Below are 16,425 nucleotides of genomic sequence, written 5' to 3' on the forward strand. Positions count from 1 at the left end.
CACCTCGTTTCTACGTCTAATAGAAAGCTAGACATCCTACAACGAGGTGAGATAAATCCGATGATGAAAAAATGGAGCATGCTTCTGGCCGGCATGATCGCCGCTCAAAGCGTAATGACTGCAGGCGTATCCGCCGCAACCGCATCTACGGATTTAACGAGCAAATACCGCGTCTATCAAAACGACAAGGCGCTCCAAGAATTCAAAACCGAAACCCAAGCGATCGCCTATGCGAAAAGCTTCTCCTATAGCCATATCGAAAAAATTACCGACCGCGTCTGGGTATGGGACAACTTCCCGCGCTACAAAGTGTACGAGAACGGCGTCTCGACGGCGGCGCGCGAATTCAAGACGCTCGATCAGGCCAAGGCGTTCGCGAAAAAGCTAAAGTTTGCCCAAATTCGAGATTTGCAGCAGCCGGGCTGGGTATCCTATACGTATCCGAAATATCAGCTTTATCAAGGCGACAAAACGTCGGCGGCCTGGAGCTTCGCCACGCTGGCGGAAGCCAAGGCGGCGGCAAAATATTATGCGAATGCCCACGTCATCGATTTGTCGGCGAACCAATGGGTATGGGACAACTTGACCGCCGCGCAAAAAACGGCCAAGCGCGCATCGACGCCGGTCTATATCGTTACGGTTGCGGGCGAAGCGGCCAACGATGCACCGTACGGGTTCTTGGCCGATGCCATCCGTGCCTCGGCCGGCATCTCGGGCAGCGCCGTCCTGAATACGTCGACCGGCAAGATCGTCCATCAGAACGCGGCGCCGTATATCGTCAACCAGAACGGACGTGCCGTTCGATCTTTCTTCAATCTGGAGAGCGCAATTGCCTATGCGAAAGCGCTGAACGGCGCGACGATTATGAAAGACGGCTTAGAATGGTGGACGAACGCGCCTTATTTGAAAGTCGTCAAAGGCGACGAAGTGTTGAAACAATTTTTCACCCGCCAATCCGCTGTCGCTTACGCTTCTCAAGTGAAGAACGCGGTCGTCCTGACGGCCGAAGGCAGAGCGCTCTGGAATAACGCAAGTAAATTGAAGGTGCTCGGATGGAACGGGACCTCAAGTACGAAGACCGTACTGGCGCAGGTCGCGAATACGCAGGGTTTGGACACGACCTCTCCGACTTGGTTCGTGCTAACGAACGCGGACGGCACGATGATGGACAACTCGGATTCGGCCGTGATCTCGTCGCTTCAAGGGTCGGGCATTAAGGTCGAGCCGCTCGTGCACAATCAATTCGATAAAAATCTGACGCGCGAGTTTCTGAAAGACCCGGCGGCGCAAACGAAATTCATCGCCTCGCTCGTGTCGCGGCTAGATACGCTGGGACTCCAAGGCATGAATTTGGATTTCGAGGGCATGTACGGCGGTGATCGCGCGCTCTATACCGAATTCGTCCGCAATCTCGCCAAGGCGCTGCATGCGAAAAGAATGACCCTCTCCATCGACCTGCCGCGCGGCGACGTCAAATGGAATGCGCAGACCGCCTACGATATCGCGGCCATCGGCCAAATCGTCGATACGGTCATGATCATGGCCTACGATGAGCACTGGAGCGGCAGCGACGAACCCGGTTCCGTCGGCGGGATGGGCTGGATCGAAGAAGGCATCGAGCAATATTTGGCGTATGGGGTACCGCGCGATAAGATAATGCTCGGCATTCCGTTCTACGTTCGCGAATGGCGGATCGACGCTTCGGGCAACATAGTGGACAATAAGGCGATCTACATGAAGGAAGTGCCGCGCATCATCCAAGAGAACGGCGCAACCGGCACGTATGACGCCGAATCCGGTCAAATGAAATATACGTACGCGAAGGATGGCTACACGCACGTATTCTGGGCGGAGACGGAAGCGACCGTCAAGGCTCGCGTCGACCTTGCGCGCAAATACGATCTCGCCGGCGTTGCCGCATGGCGACTTGGTTACGAAAGCGCCGACCTCTGGTCGATGCTGCTGCAGTACAAATAATTAGCCCTTATTCATTGTTAAAAGCAATCGAACCTGCATGGCAACTCGCCATGCAGGTTCTTTTTATGTGCAGCCTATTCGGTTGGGTTCTCCTTCTGCAGTTCCTCCAAATATGCGTCCAACCGATCGAACCGATCTTCCCACAGCCGCCGAAACGATTGGATCCAGATCTGCATGTCTTGAAGAGGCTCCGGCCTCAAGTTGTAAATCCGCTGATTAGCCTGCGGGCGCACGTCCACGATGCGCGCCTCGTTCAATACTTTAAGATGCTTGGATGCCTGCGGTTGTCGGATTCCCAGCTGATCGGCGATTTCCCCCACCGTCAGCGGGCCGTCTCGAAGCAGTTCAACCATCTGAAGCCGGTTGGGTTCGGCAAGCGCGCTCAAAGTTGCAACATCCATCTCTTCCCCCTCCGATTCTTTCGTAATATACGTTCCATATGAAGAATATACCGATGCGGGAATATTGTTGTCAAGGAACGAGCCTCATTCCGCCTGAAACAACCGGAATCGTAACGGTACCTGCACGCGCTCGTTACCATCAATATCGGCGGCGCTAGCTTCGGCAGATGTTTCTTGGATATCGTGCGAGGATCCGCTCCTAATTCGTCTAGCGAAGGAGGTGCTTGATCGATGTTTATTAACGGGGCTACTTCTCAAAACGCCAGTTATGCGCGATCCATTGCCGTCGCGCTTCCTGCCGGCACGCACAGCCATTCGGTAATCTGGGCTTCATCGTACCAGTCGGTGCCGAAAACGAGGTGCTCAGCGTGCAGCTCTATGCGAACGCCACGATTCAAGTGACGCAACCGGATGTGATTGGCAATATTTATGACGATTGTCCGTGGCACGCAGCTAACGGATCCGGTCGTGTATTCCAGCACGGCGGTCTATTTAGCGGAAGGGACGACCTCGTTCTTCCAACAAATCAGCGCGAAAGCCGCAGACTATGATGTGGATCTGTCGGCCAATCGTATCTTGGTCTACACGGCGTTTATTTCCACCGATTCGGCCTGCCTTCGGGTCGTGTCGGAAAGCTTCAATGCGTCTGCGTACCGCACAATCGTATAATACCGAATTACACTGCGGTTGACTAACAATACTACGCGAGGCGAATGCAGCCGCCCGCTCTCCCCTGTCCGCCCTGTACCCTTGCAGGCACAGGCGTATAATATGCGAATAACGCCCTTGGCAAAGGGCGTTCCCGCATCAAACGCAAGCTATCCTTCTATAGGCCATTCGCCGACGAACTCGGGTTCATCATACTTGTAGTAGCGATCTAGTATGGTCTCTCGATCATCTATGAACAGCTGATCCGCAATCTCGGCCACGAGACGCGGCACGGCAAACTTCATGCCCGATAGCGCCGAAGCCGATATTCCGCAGCTGACCAGCGCCGAATATGTGAACGAGAAAAGACCGTGCAGCTTCTTCTCTCCTTCCGCGTCGCGCCCTTGGAACGCAAAGCCTCTAGACAAGTACGGGTGCGCGTCTAGGAGCGGGTTCGCGATGCCTTCCGGCGCCTCGTAGCGATCCCCCCATCTGGCGATATGGCGTTCGACGAGCGCCAATTCCGGCCTGAGCGCCGGATCGGTAATAAGCCCGGTGCTGATGATCAAAAAATCGAAGGCGTACTCGCCCTGCGACGACGTCACGACCGCGCCTTGTTCGGCTGCCCGAACGTTCAGCCATGGCGCACCCAAATGGAGATGGAAGCCCGGCGAAGCGGCCGCTCGCTCGAACGTATCGTTCGTCGGGGGTTGATTATGCTTGAAGAAATGCGCGATGACGCGATATTTGTCGGCATCGCCCAGCGCCGCGAATCGTTCGATCATACCTGAACCTTCCATTTGACGGATCGGATTGATGCGGGGCAGCTCGCTTCGCCGAACGAAGACATGCGCCTCCGCGACGCCTTCGTGCAGCGCGAAATTCGCGTTGTCGAAAGCAGAGGCGCCGCCGCCCAGGACGGCGACCTTCTTCCCTCTCAGCTCTTCGAAATCGATCCGCTGCGACGTATGGGCGTATAGATTCGCCGGCAGATTGCGGGCTATCAGCGATGGCACATGCCACTCTCCGCCGCCTTGAATGCCCGTCGCCAGAACGACTTTGCGCGCCAACAGCTCCTTCGCCGGCGCGCCGGCCCCTTCGATATGCAACCGATGGACCCCTTCGCCCGCCGAATCGACAAGTGTTAGCTTAACTTCGTTTAAGACCGGCAGCTCGAGTACGCGTCTGTACCAGCGGAGATAGTTCATCCATTCGCCGCGCGGGATTTTGCCGAGCGTTTCCCATCCTTCCGCGCCATGACGCGCTTCCCACCAAGAGCGGAAGGTAAGCGACGGAATGCCGAGATCTACGGAAGTCAGATGCTTTGGGGTTCGAAGCGTCATCATGCGCGCATAAGTTTCCCACGGTCCTTCCAAACCTTCGGTGTTCTCGTCGATAATCAGAATGTTGGAAATCCGCTCGCGAAGGAGCCCAAAGCCGATCGACAGCCCGCTCTGACCGCCGCCTACGACCACCACATCATAAACATGACCTGCTGGATGGCGCTTCGGTTGAAGCCAATCGAGTCCGCCGTAAGCCAAATAGGACAAGTCCGCCTTTACGCGCGCTTGCAATGCCTCAAGACTCATCGTATCCCCCGCCTTTCTGCAATGAACCCGCTATATTTCATGTCATATATAAGTACATCTTATGTGATTTATATCGTCATCTTACCTCTTTCCACGCGGCTATTTGAAGGGTAGAGTGGATTTATTGTAAGGAGCACTAAAACGAACCAGCGGTTCTTGTTCAAAATAACAAGACTTCGGACAGGGCGTCCTCTTGCCATGCGGTCATAAAAAAAACCAGACCTTGTAAGGTCTGGTTCATGCGCCCTATTGTTCTTGCTGAGCGCTGCGTCCAGGAGCGGATTGCTGCTCGAACGCTTCTGCCGCTTCCTCGGCGGAGAACTCCGTATCGTTCTCGCCCGGTACCGGGAATTGGTTCAATTTCGTCGATTGAACCTCGCCTTTGTTCAATTCGTTTTGCGAGTTTGCCATGCGCGTACACCTCCTTCTTTCAGCACAACGGTCATTAGTGTATCCGACTCATGGAATATTATGTATGAGGAAGAAAATCCTATGTTCAGCCGTTAACCGGACAAGGCATGTCAACTTTTTCGAGGAAAATAAAGGAAAGCCCAATAAAACGTCGAATGATAACTAAGACCAACGAAAGGGGGAGCTGCCGACTACATGCGATCAAGGTCGATCTATGCGTCGGAATCGACGAATCGAAAATTCGCCGGGACCTCAAGGATGGCTTCTAAGGTGCGGAGGCTTGCCTGTTTACAGATGATTCCGATTGCCTTACACTCATGGAGGAATGCCGTCAAAGCGGCGTTTCGCTCGGCGTCCGCCCACCTTTCCAAAATGACGATACTTATTTCACTCAAAGTACGGTTGCCCGGAGAGGAAGAAGCGGAGCGGGGAAACCGCTCAACTGGACTAACGCTTCTCGACTTCATCTAAGCCTACTTACATACTCTTTCATCGATCCAACGCCTGGATGTTCTTCATGGCAAGTCAACAATCGCAAGGACGGTAGACCAATTATGACGAGGAGGCACGGCTTATGGCTACGTTAGCGGACATTAATAACGAGATCGAGCAGCTTCGATTGATTCTCAATACGGTGTCGTCGGAATCGCCTCTTACCGCATCCGTCGTGGTTGAGATCAGCCAGAAGCTCGATTTGCTCATTATGCTGCATTATGAGCTGTCGCAGCAGCTGCGCTGCGCCTTGTAGGATAGACGAAACGGTCGTTCATACGCACAAAAATGCAGCTCCCCGGATATCCGAGGAGCTGCTTCTTTTGATTGACGATGCCTATACGATTAATGCGCGACGGTGTTGTACGTCATGATCCAGATCGAGCCAAGCACGATCGTCAGGACAATCAACAAGCCGAGCAAGAGCGACATGAGGTTATAACGCGGTTTGTTCTCTTCGCGCAGATGCATGAAGAACAAGAGCTGTACCAGGAATTGCAGCACCGCGGTCACGAGCAGCACGACGTTGGCCGCCGTGCCTTCCACGTAGTCGTTCAAGACCAGGACGAGCGGGATTATCGTCAGAATAATCGAAAGTACGAAACCGATGACGTAAGATTTCAGCGAACCGTGTCCGCCGTGCGCATCATGGCCATGCGCGCCGCCTTGATGTTGTGCCATCTTACATCACCCCCATCATATAGACGATCGTGAAGACGAAAATCCACACGACGTCCAAAAAGTGCCAATACAAGCTAATTACGTTGACTTTACGCTGCGTAACCGGCGTAATCCCTCGGCGCGATAGCTGAATCATCAAGCCGATCATCCAGAATAAACCGAGCGATACGTGCAAGCCGTGCGTGCCGACCAGCGTAAAAAATCCGGAGAGGAACGCGCTTGTGCTGATCGTCGCGCCTTCGTGTACCATTTTGATAAACTCGGTAACTTCAAGCGCCACGAACGAGGCACCGAGCAGTACCGTAACGCCCAGCCACATAATAAGCCCTTTGACATTCTTCTTATGCATCGCCAGCACGGCGAGACCGCTCGTAAAGCTGCTCGTAAGCAGGATGAACGTCGAGGCGATGATGCCCGGCATCTCGAACAGCTCGTGCGCCGTCGGCCCGCCGTTGGTGTTGCCTTTCAAGACGATATACGTCGCAAACAGCGTTGCGAAGAGAATACAGTCGGTCATGAGGAATAGCCAGAAGCCGAACGTCTTCATCGACTCATGTTCGTGCTCGTGGTGTTCGTCATGGCCATGTCCGCCGCCGGCATGGCTGCCGTGCGCCGTATCGGTGTGAGCGGCCATGAATGGCCGCGTTTTAAACTTACGTGTCAACACTTAGTTCGCCCCCCTTAAAGCGGCCTCGGTGCGTTTGATCTCATCAACCGGAATGTAGTAGTCCGTGTCGTACGAGAACGAACGCGCCAGCAAGCAGATGAAGACGCCGATCATGCCCGGGATGGCGAAGATCAACCAATCGAAGACGAAACCGAAGCCCGCAACGAACCAGCACACGGACATGATGAACGGAATCGCCGAGTTTTTCGGCATATGAATCGGTTCGAGCGGTTGCGGCTTCTTCGTCGACGGCAAGCCGTTTGCCTTGCGCTGTTTGTCTTCCCACCAGTCGTCCTGATTCTGCACTTGCGGCAATGTCGCGAAGTTATAGAGCGGCGCAGGGGATGGAATCGACCATTCAAGCGTACGGCCGTTCCATGGGTCGCCCGTCGTATCGCGTTCCATGAATTTAATGCTGTGCGCAATCTGCCAAACCTGGAACAAGAACCCGATCCCCATCAGGAAACCGCCGATCGTGGAGACGAGGTTAAGCGGTCCCCAGCCCATGTCCCAGCTGTATTCGCTGACGCGGCGCGTCATGCCGTCGAGACCCAGGAAATATTGCGGCATAAAGCAGACGTAGAAACCGATGTTCCACAGCCAGAATGCCCATTTGCCTAGCTTCTCGTTCAGCTTGAAGCCGAACATCTTCGGCCACCAGTAATACAAGCCTGCAAAATATCCGAACGCGACGCCGCCGATCAACACTTGGTGGAAGTGCGCGATTAGGAAGTAACTATTGTGGAACTGGAAGTCGGCCGGCGCGACGGATAGCAATACCCCCGTCATACCGCCGATGACGAAACACGGAATGAACGCGATCGTCCACATCATCGGCGTGGAGAACGTGATACGGCCACGGAACATCGTGAACAGCCAGTTGAAAACTTTGACCCCGGTCGGGATCGCGATGAGCATCGTCGTTATCGCGAAGAACGCATTCACGTCCGCGCCCGAGCCCATCGTGAAGAAGTGGTGAAGCCACGTGAAGAAGGACAGCACGCTGATGATCATCATGGCGAACACCATCGATTTGTAGCCGAACAACTTCTTCTTCGAGAAGGTGGCGACGATCTCCGAGTAGATCCCGAACGCCGGAAGAACGACGATGTACACCTCGGGGTGACCCCACATCCAAATCAAGTTGACGTACATCATCGGGTTGCCCCCGCCGTCGAGCGTGAAGAAGTGTGCGCCGAGGTATCGGTCAAGGAACAGGAGCGCCAATGTGACGGTCAGAATCGGGAAAGCGAAAATGATCGTGACGCAGCTGGACAAGACAGACCAGCTGAACATCGGCATTTGCATCAATTTCATGCCCGGCGCGCGCATCTTGAGAATGGTAACGATGAAGTTAATCCCCGTCGCCAAGGAGCCGATACCCGAAATCTGAATGCCCCATATATAGAAGTCCTGCCCGACGCCCGGACTATGCGACAGCTCCGAGAGCGGCGCATACGATAGCCATCCGGCATCCGGCGAACCGCCGATGACGAACGACATGTTGAACAGCATGGCGCCAAAGAAGAACATCCAGAAGCTTAAGGAGTTTAGGAACGGATAGGCCACGTCCCTCGCGCCGATCTGAAGCGGCACGACGATGTTGAATAAGCCGAACATAAGCGGCATCGCCATGAAAAGGATCATAATAACGCCGTGCGTCGTGAAAATTTGGTTGTAATGCTCCGGTTCCAGGAAGTGGACATCCGGAAGCGCGATCTGCGTCCGCATGAGCAGCGCGTCGACGCCGCCGCGGAAGAGCATGAGAATCGATGCGATAATGTACATAATCCCGATTCGCTTATGGTCGACGGTCGTCAACCATTCGCGCCACAGCCAGCCCCACTTTTTGAAGTAGGTCAGCACCGTAATGATCGAGATGAGCGCGAGCGCGATACTCACGTCGGCGCCATAGATGAGCGGGTCGCCCGTGACGAAGAAGTCCCCGGCGAACTCTTTGATTTTCTCTAACATGCGGTCTCTCCTCTCTTTCCGTTATTCGTGATCCGCATGATGCTCATGATCCATGTCCATTTCGGCGTCCATGTCCATGTTCATTTCTTGATCATCGGCAGTAGATTTCGCTTCGTCGGTGCTTGCTTTCGAATACTCCGCGCTTTCGGTCGACTCGCCACCATGATGATGGCCGCCCGATCCCGGCACCGCGTATTTGTTCACGATCGAATTGAAGAGTCCTTGCGGATAGCCGGAGAACGACTGGATTTCGGCCGTGCCTTGCTCGGCCAGCTTGCCGTAGCCGTCCATCGTAAGCTCCGTTCCCGTGCCTTTCACTTCCTGCACCCAAGCCGCGAATTCTTCTTCGGACGTGGCTGTCGCGTCGAAACGCATTTTGCCGAAATCTTTGCCCGTGAAGTTTGCGCCGGCCCCATAATAGACGCCTGGCTCATCCGCTTGCAGGAACAATGTCATGGCCATGCCGGACATCGTGTAAATCTGTCCGCCGAGCTGCGGAATCCAGAAGGAGTTCATCGGCGCGTCGCTCGTGAGCTTGAATTCAATCGGCCGGTCTTCCGGGAACTTCAAGTAATTGACCGTGGCGATATTTTGCTCGGGATACGTGAACAGCCATTTCCAGTCGAGCGACGTCACTTCGATGACGAGCGGTTCCTTCTCGGACTCGAGCGGTTTCGAAGGCTCGAGATGATACGTGTAGCGTACCGTCACGACGGCGAGAATGACGATAATGACAATCGGAATGCCCCACCATATCGTCTCTAGTTTCGTGCTATGCTCCCATTTCGGCTTATACGCCGCTTTGTTGCCCGGTTTGTCCCGGTAACGCCATACGATGACGGCGGTCAAAATCAGGACAGGCACGATAATGATTGCGCATAGCAGCGTTGAAATCCAGATCAAATCCCGCTGCGAATCGCCTACCGGACCCTTGGGATCAAGCACCATGGGGTTACAGCCCGACAGCAGAACCATCGTCAGCGTCAGCATGAAGGCTGCGGTGATTCGTTTCATAACGCTGCGCTTCTTCACTTCCTCATCTCCTTACGGCCGTTCATTGTGGACGAACTTTGTGAAATTTGTTTCATGCCATAACCATAACAGAAGTCTTCTCACTTTTCCTTATCGTTAACAAATGCGTCAACGAAAATTAGATTTTCTGTAATATTTCTTTCACCATTTCGACGATATTTACTAATAACCGCCCTAAACGCAAAAGAACCTCCCGGTTGTCCCGGGAGGCTCATGCGCAAGCGAATCGCTTGTCAATATGCAATTTCCGTCTGTTAAATGCGCTGTTGGCCGTCGGAGCCGTGCTTGCGGTTCTCTACCATATTGATAGCGGTACCGATCGTATAGATAAATACGCTGCCGACCAAAAAGCCGATCCCGACCATGAGCGTCAAGTTCTTGTCGCTGAAGTGGCTCAGGTTCCAAATACACATCACAACGCCGATTGCTAAACACAACCAGGCCATTATATTCATCGTCGAGAAAATCCGTTTCACGTCGCGTACTTCTTTGTTCATGATGGTCACTCCCGTTCGGTAAAGTAAACGCTTCCTATGGATCTATTATACCTCATTTTCGCGATTTGTGTTCAAATACTTTTCACATTTTGATCGAAAAACGGACAAATTTTTCGGAAGCGCGGGCTTGAAAAGCCAAGATAGTGATCTTTACCCACTTTATCGGAACAATTATCATTCTAGAGATCTCCCTCCCCCCACCCCCTCCGCCGAGGGGGCTCCAAGGGCGCTGCCCTCTGGACACCCGGTTTCGTGCGCATGCGAGTGTTGGTGGTTGGCGGGTAGTTTCGAGCGAGGCGCGCTTTTGTCCTTGCGGACAAAGCTAACGTCGTTGATTCGTTTCTGCTCACCTTCGATGAGGAGCTCGACAGATTTTCATTTTCCTATGGCAAAGCTCATGGCTACCGCCATCTGGACATCTGGTTTTCTCTTTGTTGTAATGGCCTGACCTTAGGACGAGTCGAGCATCTGGCGTTGATGCGCTTTGGCCATTGGCCAAAGCTTACTTGTATGAAACGCAAATTCGACTCCCTTCATTAATTGTTATTCCTGCACTCCGCTTCTCACTTCTTCGTGGATACCGTTATCCCTCATCCCTCCCCTTAACCGCTGCGCCCGGTTATCTTCGCCTTGTCTCCGTTCATATACTTTCGAATGTGAGTGGAAATCCAATCCAGTGTTTGGACGGATGAGGAGGATATGATGAACGAACGCATAGAAGCTTGTATCGCTTCGCTGGTGAGCCGACTGCTTGCCGAACAGCACGAAGATGGCGCATGGCGCTACCGATTTGTCGAGAGCGGCATAATGACCGACTGCCACTTCGTGGTCATGATCAGTCTGCTGGGGATTGCCGGCCGCGAAGAGGAAGTACGTAAGCTTGCAGACCGGATTCGCGGGAGACAAAATCCAGACGGTGCGTGGCGGGTCTATCCCGATGAGGCGGACGGCAACATCTCCGCTACGATAGAAGGCGTGTTGGCGCTGCTCCATGCCGGCGATTCGCCGGAGTCGCAGCATATGAAGCTGGCGCTGAATGCCATCGATCGGATGGGCGGCGCCAAACGGGTGAGCAGCTTAATGACCAAATTTCTGCTCGCGCTGGCCGGATACAAATCGTGGCCGGCCTTCTTTCCGATTCCGCTTGCGCTGCTGCTTCCCAAGAGCGCCCCGCTTCACTTCTTCCACTTCTCCGGCTATGCCCGCGTGCACATGGCGCCCATGCTTGTGCTCGGTGAACGCAAGCCGCGTTTTCATAATCCTAATGTGCCTAAATTGGCGGAGCTCGAAGGCAGCCGCTGGCTGTTCGCCACTACATCCTCGAACGCAACTTCGGAAGCGAGCTGGTCGGACCACCTCTCCCGAGGTCCTCTCGATACGCTGCAGGAATGGGCGTTGGCGTGGATCAACGCGCCCAGAATGCTCAAGCAGCGCGCGGTAGACACCGCCGAGACGTACATGCGGGACCGAATCGAATCCGATGGCACGCTTTACAGCTATGCCATCTCGACGATCCTGATGGTGTTCGCATTCATTTCGCTTGGCTACGACAAAAACGATCCCGTAATTCAGCGAGCAGTCGACGGACTGACCCGTTTATTCGTACCGGACGGTGACGGACATCATCTGCAGACCACGACATCCGCCGTATGGGACACCGCCCTCATCAGCCATGCGCTGCAGACTGCCGGTCTTGACGGGGTCCAAGATGCAATCGCGAAAGCCGGACGCTACTTGCTCGGCCGTCAGCACGACAAAGCCGGCGATTGGGCACTCGAGGCGGAGCACGCGGAACCGGGGGGATGGGGATTTTCGGAGATCAATACGATTAATCCCGACGTGGACGACACGACGGCAGCCCTCCGCGCGATCGAACCGCTGCGCGGTATCCTGCCCGAAGCGGGCGACGCCTCGGATCGCGGGCTGAATTGGCTGCTCGGCATGCAAAATAGCGATGGCGGCTGGGGCGCGTTCGAACGCAATAATCATCATCCGGTCATCCAATGGATACCGCTCGAAGGCGTCGAAGCCGCCGCGACCGATCCCTCCTGCGCCGATCTGACCGGACGGGCGCTCGACTATCTCGGGAACACGGCCGGCCTATCGAATCGCCATCCCTTCCTGCAACGCGCGGTTCAGTGGCTCGTTCACGATCAGCAGAACGACGGTTCCTGGTACGGTCGCTGGGGCGTCTGCTACATCTACGGCACGTGGGCGGCATTGACGGGACTAGCCGCGGTCGGCGAACGGTCTGACCACCCGGCGATCCGCAAGGCGGTACAATGGCTGCTGGATATTCAGCGTCCGGACGGCGGCTACGGCGAATCATGCGTCAGCGATGTCGCAGGGCAGTATGTGCCTTTGGGACGCTCGACGATCGTGCAGACCGCCTGGGCGCTCGATGCGCTCACGGCCGTGCATGCCAAGCCCAACGATGCCATCAAGCGAGCGGCCGAATGGATTGCCGCCCATCACGGCCAACCTTCCGTGCAAGCCGAATATCCGACAGGCGCCGCGTTGCCCGGCCACGTCTATTCCCGCTACGAAAGTTACCCGATCGTTTGGCCGCTGCTTGCGCTTTCGCATGCTCGCCGCAAGTACGGGAATTTTTTTCCTGAATTTTTGGAAATCGATGCATAATTGATTCCGGGCCGTGACAAATTAACCCAGGTAGAAAAAATTCCACTTGGGAGGAACACGACCATGTACAATCAAACGAATCTTTCGCAACAAATCCAATTCCTGGAGCAAACGATTCACCAGCTGATTAACCAAACGCAGCAAGCTTCCGCCGTCTACCAACAAATGCTTCACCAAGAGCTTCAAAACGCGCAGCAGCTGGAGCAGCTGGCTCGACGCGAGCAGCAAGCGGCGCAAATCATCCAGAACGCCCTGCACGGCCACGAAGTCGCGATTCAGCAAATGAACCAAGTGCAATTGCTCTGCAAGCAACTGGAGCAACGCGTTCAAATCGAGCAAGCACCGTACTCCTTCAATGCGCAGCCGGCGTTCCAAGCGCAGCAGCATGTACCGTACCAACAATAAGCAAAATGAAGCGGCAGGCGCCAGCTTAAGCGGCGACGCGCGTTTCATACCAGGGAAAGTACGCCAGACCAACGTCAATATGCCTTGCGCATAGGGACGTTGGTCTTTGTTTTGCCGCAGGAAACGCACCGTCGCGAATGCCAAAAAGCCAACCGGACATCCGGCTGGCCAATTTGCTAATCTTTATCAACGCTACGAGAATACCCGCTGCTTCGTACGCACCAAATCCGCCAAGAAGACGAGCGCAAGTCCTTGTCCCCAGCCCTGTACCCGCTTGATCGGCACTTCCCGGTAGCCGTCGACGTCGCGCATCACCGCCGTGCCCGCCGAGACGGAACGAACCGAGCCGTCCTCGTCGATTTGACTCAGAATGCCTTCGATCGCGAGATTCACGTATTTGTTGTACAGCGCGCCGGCATGCGTCAGCGCCGCGGCGATCCCCGCTGAACCGCTTGTTTCGCTGTACGAACCCGGATCGGTCAGCACCGTATGCCATAGCCCGTCGATGTTCTGCAGCCGGACGAGCGCGGCCAACTGGTCGCGGAGCGATCCTTCAATGATCATAAACGACGGATGCGTCACCGGAATGAGCGGCAGCGCCTTCGCCATCGTCAGCGCCGCCCAGGAGTTGCCGCGCGCCCAAAAGATGCCGGACATATGGTTCTTCGCAATGTTATCCCAACCGTGGTAGTACAGATTCGTCGCCGGATCCTGCAAACATTGTTCATGACCGTGATACTGTTTCAATCCGTCTTCGAAGTAATCCTCCCGGCCGAGCAGCGCGCCCATGCGGACGAGGAAGTAACCGGCCATCATCATCGTGTCGACCCACGCCTGCTCGGGGAAGTTGTACGTCTCCGAGTTTACGGTATGCTGGAAAATGCCGTCGCCGAAACGTACCGCTTCGTGTCGGAGATAGTCTGCCATCTGGATCGCGACATCCAGATATTTGTTGTCTTCCGTCGCCTTGTAGAGCGCGATCAGCGCGTGACCGACCGATACGCCGTTCACCGACAGCTTCGGCAGCCCGTCCTCGAGCTTCTCGTCGACCCATGCTTGCAGCAACTCGATATAGCGCTTGTTCCCGGTTGCCTCGTATGCTTCCGCTACGCCGTAGAACGCGACGCCTCCGGGCCAGTCCCAGCTAAAGTCCATGCGGAACGTGCGCTCAACGACGCGGTCGATGACATCCTGAATATGTTTCTCGTCAAACATTAGCGGTGGCATATAGCAAAATCCCCTTTCGGATATCCATTTCATGTGCTTGCGTGACTACTTCAGTCCGCTTGTGCTGATCCCTTCGACGATATGCTTCTGGAAAGCGAAGAACACGGCGACGACCGGAACGAGACTGACGATCGACATCGCGAACATCGCGCCCCAGTTGGAGAGCGTGTCGGCGTCAAGATACATTTTGAGCGCCATCGATACCGGGTACATGCTCGGTTTGTTCAGATACAGTACCGGTCCGATCAGATCCTCCCAACGCCAGTAGAACGAGAAGATCGAAGCGGTGGCGAGCGCCGGCGCGATGAGCGGAATGATGATGCGGTAGAACAGTCGGAATTTGCCGCAGCCGTCGATCGTCGCCGCCTCGTCGAGCTCGGACGGTATCGTACGGATGAATTGGATCATTAGGAAGATGAAGAACGGCGCGCCGAAGTAAGCGGGCACGACGATCGGCTTGATCGAGTTCAGCCAATCCATCTTCGCGAACATAATATACTGCGGCACGAGCGTCACGTCATGCGGCAGCATGAGCGTGACCATCATGATGGCAAACCAGAACGAGCTGCCGAAAAACTTCAGCCGCGCGAAGCCGAACGCGACGAACGCGGAAGAGAGCACCGCGCCGATCGTCGCCAAGACGACGAGCACGAGCGAGTTTTTGATGAACGTGCCGAAGCCGTATCCCCCGATACCTTGCCAACCTTGGGAGTAATTCGTCCATATCCATTCGGACGGGATGAGCGAGCCGGCCGTCTGGAAAATTTGCGCGCTCGGCTTGAACGAGCTCATCAGCAGCCAAATGACCGGATAGACCATCAGCAGGGCGCCGCCAGCGGCGATGACATGATAGAGCGTCCACTTCAACGGTTTATATCGCATGGCGTTAGCCCTCCTTCGATTCGTAATGAACCCAGAATTTCGAAGTGGCGAACAGGATCGCCGTGAAGATCGCGACGATGATCAGCATCACCCATGCCATCGCGGATGCGTAGCCCATATCGAAATACACGAATCCTTGACGGAACAGATAGAGCGAGTACAGCAGCGTGCCGTCGAGAGGACCGCCTTCGCCCTTGGAGATAATGTACGCAGGCGTAAACGTCAGGAAGGCCCCGATCGTCTGCAGAATCGTATTGAAGAGCATGATCGGCGTCAGCATCGGGAGCGTAATGCTGAAGAACCGGCGCACCGCGCCTGCTCCGTCCACGCCCGCCGCTTCGTACAGCTCGCTTGGAATGTTCTTGAGACCGGCCAGGAAGATGAGCATCGACGAACCGAACTGCCAGACGGACAGCGAGATGAGCATCCACAAGGCCGCGAACGGTTCGGCGAACCAGCGTACGCTGTCCACGCCGAAGAAATTCAGCAGGCCGTTGATGATGCCCTCGTCGCCGTAAATGTTGCGCCACATGATGGAGACCGCGACGCTGCCGCCGATAATCGATGGCAAATAATAAATGGTACGATATACCCCGACCGCTTTGGCTGCCGTATTGAGAAGCATGGCGATCGCGAGGGCGAAAGCAAGACGCAGCGGAACGCCCATGAACACGTAGATGAGCGTCACCTTCAGCGACTGCCAGTATTTGCTGTCCTCAAAAAACATTTCTTTGTAGTTGTCCAGCCCGATCCAACGGGGCGACGTGAACAAATCGTAGCTCGTGAACGAAAGATAAAGCGACACGCAGGACGGAACGAGAATAAAGACGAGAAAACCGATAACGAACGGACTAATAAAGGCATAACCGGTCAGCTGGTTTTTCCAGGCGACTCGCATGCTA

The 16,425-nt window shown here is 55.0% G+C and carries 16 protein-coding genes; 5 read left to right on the forward strand and 11 right to left on the reverse strand.

Translation table 11 applies throughout. From position 1 onward, the window contains the following. Positions 1-60 precede the first annotated feature (60 nt). Entirely contained in the window at positions 61-1,977 is a 1,917-nt protein-coding gene (locus tag BCM02_RS21575) for a glycosyl hydrolase family 18 protein (protein ID WP_148931205.1), read from the forward strand. Between the two features lie 74 nt (positions 1,978-2,051). On the opposite strand, the gene BCM02_RS21580 is transcribed toward BCM02_RS21575, so the two are convergent. Further along, the gene (locus BCM02_RS21580) at positions 2,052-2,378 is read right to left on the reverse strand and encodes an ArsR/SmtB family transcription factor (RefSeq protein ID WP_148931206.1); all 327 of its coding nucleotides are present in this window, start codon (positions 2,376-2,378) and stop codon (positions 2,052-2,054) included. Between the two features lie 429 nt (positions 2,379-2,807). Between BCM02_RS21580 and BCM02_RS21585 the strand changes: the two genes are divergently transcribed. Further along, the gene (locus BCM02_RS21585; RefSeq protein WP_148931207.1) at positions 2,808-3,047 is read left to right on the forward strand and encodes a hypothetical protein; all 240 of its coding nucleotides are present in this window, start codon (positions 2,808-2,810) and stop codon (positions 3,045-3,047) included. Between the two features lie 149 nt (positions 3,048-3,196). Here BCM02_RS21585 and BCM02_RS21590 read toward each other — a convergent pair whose 3' ends face one another. Further along, the gene (locus BCM02_RS21590) at positions 3,197-4,615 is read right to left on the reverse strand and encodes an FAD/NAD(P)-binding protein (RefSeq protein ID WP_148931208.1); all 1,419 of its coding nucleotides are present in this window, start codon (positions 4,613-4,615) and stop codon (positions 3,197-3,199) included. Between the two features lie 246 nt (positions 4,616-4,861). Beyond that, positions 4,862-5,026 carry a hypothetical protein gene (locus BCM02_RS35385; RefSeq protein WP_187434345.1) on the reverse strand — a complete coding sequence of 55 codons (165 nt, stop codon included), beginning with the start codon at positions 5,024-5,026 and terminating at the stop codon, positions 4,862-4,864. A gap of 574 nt (positions 5,027-5,600) precedes the next feature. Here BCM02_RS35385 and BCM02_RS21595 point away from each other — a divergent pair. Further along, entirely contained in the window at positions 5,601-5,774 is a 174-nt protein-coding gene (locus BCM02_RS21595; RefSeq protein WP_148931209.1) for an aspartyl-phosphate phosphatase Spo0E family protein, read from the forward strand. Between the two features lie 89 nt (positions 5,775-5,863). On the opposite strand, the gene cyoD is transcribed toward BCM02_RS21595, so the two are convergent. From cyoD to BCM02_RS21620, 5 genes are all read right to left on the reverse strand, one after another. After that, the gene (gene cyoD, locus BCM02_RS21600; protein ID WP_148931210.1) at positions 5,864-6,199 is read right to left on the reverse strand and encodes a cytochrome o ubiquinol oxidase subunit IV; all 336 of its coding nucleotides are present in this window, start codon (positions 6,197-6,199) and stop codon (positions 5,864-5,866) included. 1 nt (position 6,200) lies between these two features. Further along, on the reverse strand, positions 6,201-6,833 hold the full coding sequence (gene cyoC, locus BCM02_RS21605) for a cytochrome o ubiquinol oxidase subunit III (protein ID WP_148931360.1): 633 nt from the start codon (positions 6,831-6,833) through the stop codon (positions 6,201-6,203). 33 nt (positions 6,834-6,866) lie between these two features. Beyond that, complete coding sequence (locus tag BCM02_RS21610) at positions 6,867-8,840, reverse strand: cbb3-type cytochrome c oxidase subunit I (protein WP_148931211.1); 1,974 nt, start codon at positions 8,838-8,840, stop codon at positions 6,867-6,869. A 21-nt stretch (positions 8,841-8,861) separates the two neighbouring features. Further along, positions 8,862-9,854: a ubiquinol oxidase subunit II gene (gene cyoA / locus BCM02_RS21615; protein ID WP_187434354.1), complete on the reverse strand. Its 993-nt coding sequence runs from the start codon at positions 9,852-9,854 to the stop codon at positions 8,862-8,864. Positions 9,855-10,126: 272 nt separating this feature from the next. Then, positions 10,127-10,369, reverse strand: coding sequence for a hypothetical protein (locus BCM02_RS21620; protein ID WP_148931213.1), 243 nt, complete (start codon positions 10,367-10,369; stop codon positions 10,127-10,129). Between the two features lie 702 nt (positions 10,370-11,071). On the opposite strand from BCM02_RS21620, the gene BCM02_RS21625 reads away from it, so the two are divergent. Both BCM02_RS21625 and BCM02_RS21630 read left to right on the forward strand, forming a co-directional pair. Further along, positions 11,072-13,009 carry a terpene cyclase/mutase family protein gene (locus tag BCM02_RS21625; RefSeq protein WP_246183496.1) on the forward strand — a complete coding sequence of 646 codons (1,938 nt, stop codon included), beginning with the start codon at positions 11,072-11,074 and terminating at the stop codon, positions 13,007-13,009. A gap of 63 nt (positions 13,010-13,072) precedes the next feature. Next, on the forward strand, positions 13,073-13,414 hold the full coding sequence (locus BCM02_RS21630) for a hypothetical protein (protein ID WP_148931215.1): 342 nt from the start codon (positions 13,073-13,075) through the stop codon (positions 13,412-13,414). A 192-nt stretch (positions 13,415-13,606) separates the two neighbouring features. On the opposite strand, the gene BCM02_RS21635 is transcribed toward BCM02_RS21630, so the two are convergent. The 3 genes from BCM02_RS21635 to BCM02_RS21645 are packed head-to-tail and all read right to left on the reverse strand — an operon-like array spanning position 13,607 to position 16,421. Then, positions 13,607-14,641 (reverse strand): glycoside hydrolase family 88/105 protein, encoded by a 1,035-nt coding sequence (locus BCM02_RS21635; RefSeq protein WP_148931216.1) that lies wholly within the window; start codon positions 14,639-14,641, stop codon positions 13,607-13,609. Between the two features lie 45 nt (positions 14,642-14,686). Next, positions 14,687-15,523 carry a carbohydrate ABC transporter permease gene (locus BCM02_RS21640; RefSeq protein ID WP_148931217.1) on the reverse strand — a complete coding sequence of 279 codons (837 nt, stop codon included), beginning with the start codon at positions 15,521-15,523 and terminating at the stop codon, positions 14,687-14,689. Positions 15,524-15,527: 4 nt separating this feature from the next. Beyond that, a complete protein-coding gene (locus BCM02_RS21645) occupies positions 15,528-16,421 on the reverse strand; it encodes a carbohydrate ABC transporter permease (protein WP_148931218.1) in 894 nt (297 codons plus the stop codon). Positions 16,422-16,425: the final 4 nt, after the last annotated feature.

It is taken from the genome of Paenibacillus methanolicus, assembly GCF_008124765.1.
GTDB classification, from domain to species: domain Bacteria; phylum Bacillota; class Bacilli; order Paenibacillales; family Paenibacillaceae; genus Paenibacillus_Z; species Paenibacillus_Z methanolicus.

What these genes read in the sequence shown, in the direction of transcription:
- BCM02_RS21575 (WP_148931205.1), top strand. Translation starts at nt 61, where the DNA reads ATGATGAAAAAATGGAGCATGCTTCTGGCCGGCATGATCGCCGCTCAA.
- BCM02_RS21580 (WP_148931206.1), bottom strand. Translation starts at nt 2,378, where the DNA reads ATGGATGTTGCAACTTTGAGCGCGCTTGCCGAACCCAACCGGCTTCAG.
- BCM02_RS21585 (WP_148931207.1), top strand. Translation starts at nt 2,808, where the DNA reads ATGACGATTGTCCGTGGCACGCAGCTAACGGATCCGGTCGTGTATTCC.
- BCM02_RS21590 (WP_148931208.1), bottom strand. Translation starts at nt 4,615, where the DNA reads ATGAGTCTTGAGGCATTGCAAGCGCGCGTAAAGGCGGACTTGTCCTAT.
- BCM02_RS35385 (WP_187434345.1), bottom strand. Translation starts at nt 5,026, where the DNA reads ATGGCAAACTCGCAAAACGAATTGAACAAAGGCGAGGTTCAATCGACG.
- BCM02_RS21595 (WP_148931209.1), top strand. Translation starts at nt 5,601, where the DNA reads ATGGCTACGTTAGCGGACATTAATAACGAGATCGAGCAGCTTCGATTG.
- cyoD (WP_148931210.1), bottom strand. Translation starts at nt 6,199, where the DNA reads ATGGCACAACATCAAGGCGGCGCGCATGGCCATGATGCGCACGGCGGA.
- cyoC (WP_148931360.1), bottom strand. Translation starts at nt 6,833, where the DNA reads ATGGCCGCTCACACCGATACGGCGCACGGCAGCCATGCCGGCGGCGGA.
- BCM02_RS21610 (WP_148931211.1), bottom strand. Translation starts at nt 8,840, where the DNA reads ATGTTAGAGAAAATCAAAGAGTTCGCCGGGGACTTCTTCGTCACGGGC.
- cyoA (WP_187434354.1), bottom strand. Translation starts at nt 9,854, where the DNA reads ATGAAACGAATCACCGCAGCCTTCATGCTGACGCTGACGATGGTTCTG.
- BCM02_RS21620 (WP_148931213.1), bottom strand. Translation starts at nt 10,369, where the DNA reads ATGAACAAAGAAGTACGCGACGTGAAACGGATTTTCTCGACGATGAAT.
- BCM02_RS21625 (WP_246183496.1), top strand. Translation starts at nt 11,072, where the DNA reads ATGAACGAACGCATAGAAGCTTGTATCGCTTCGCTGGTGAGCCGACTG.
- BCM02_RS21630 (WP_148931215.1), top strand. Translation starts at nt 13,073, where the DNA reads ATGTACAATCAAACGAATCTTTCGCAACAAATCCAATTCCTGGAGCAA.
- BCM02_RS21635 (WP_148931216.1), bottom strand. Translation starts at nt 14,641, where the DNA reads ATGCCACCGCTAATGTTTGACGAGAAACATATTCAGGATGTCATCGAC.
- BCM02_RS21640 (WP_148931217.1), bottom strand. Translation starts at nt 15,523, where the DNA reads ATGCGATATAAACCGTTGAAGTGGACGCTCTATCATGTCATCGCCGCT.
- BCM02_RS21645 (WP_148931218.1), bottom strand. Translation starts at nt 16,421, where the DNA reads ATGCGAGTCGCCTGGAAAAACCAGCTGACCGGTTATGCCTTTATTAGT.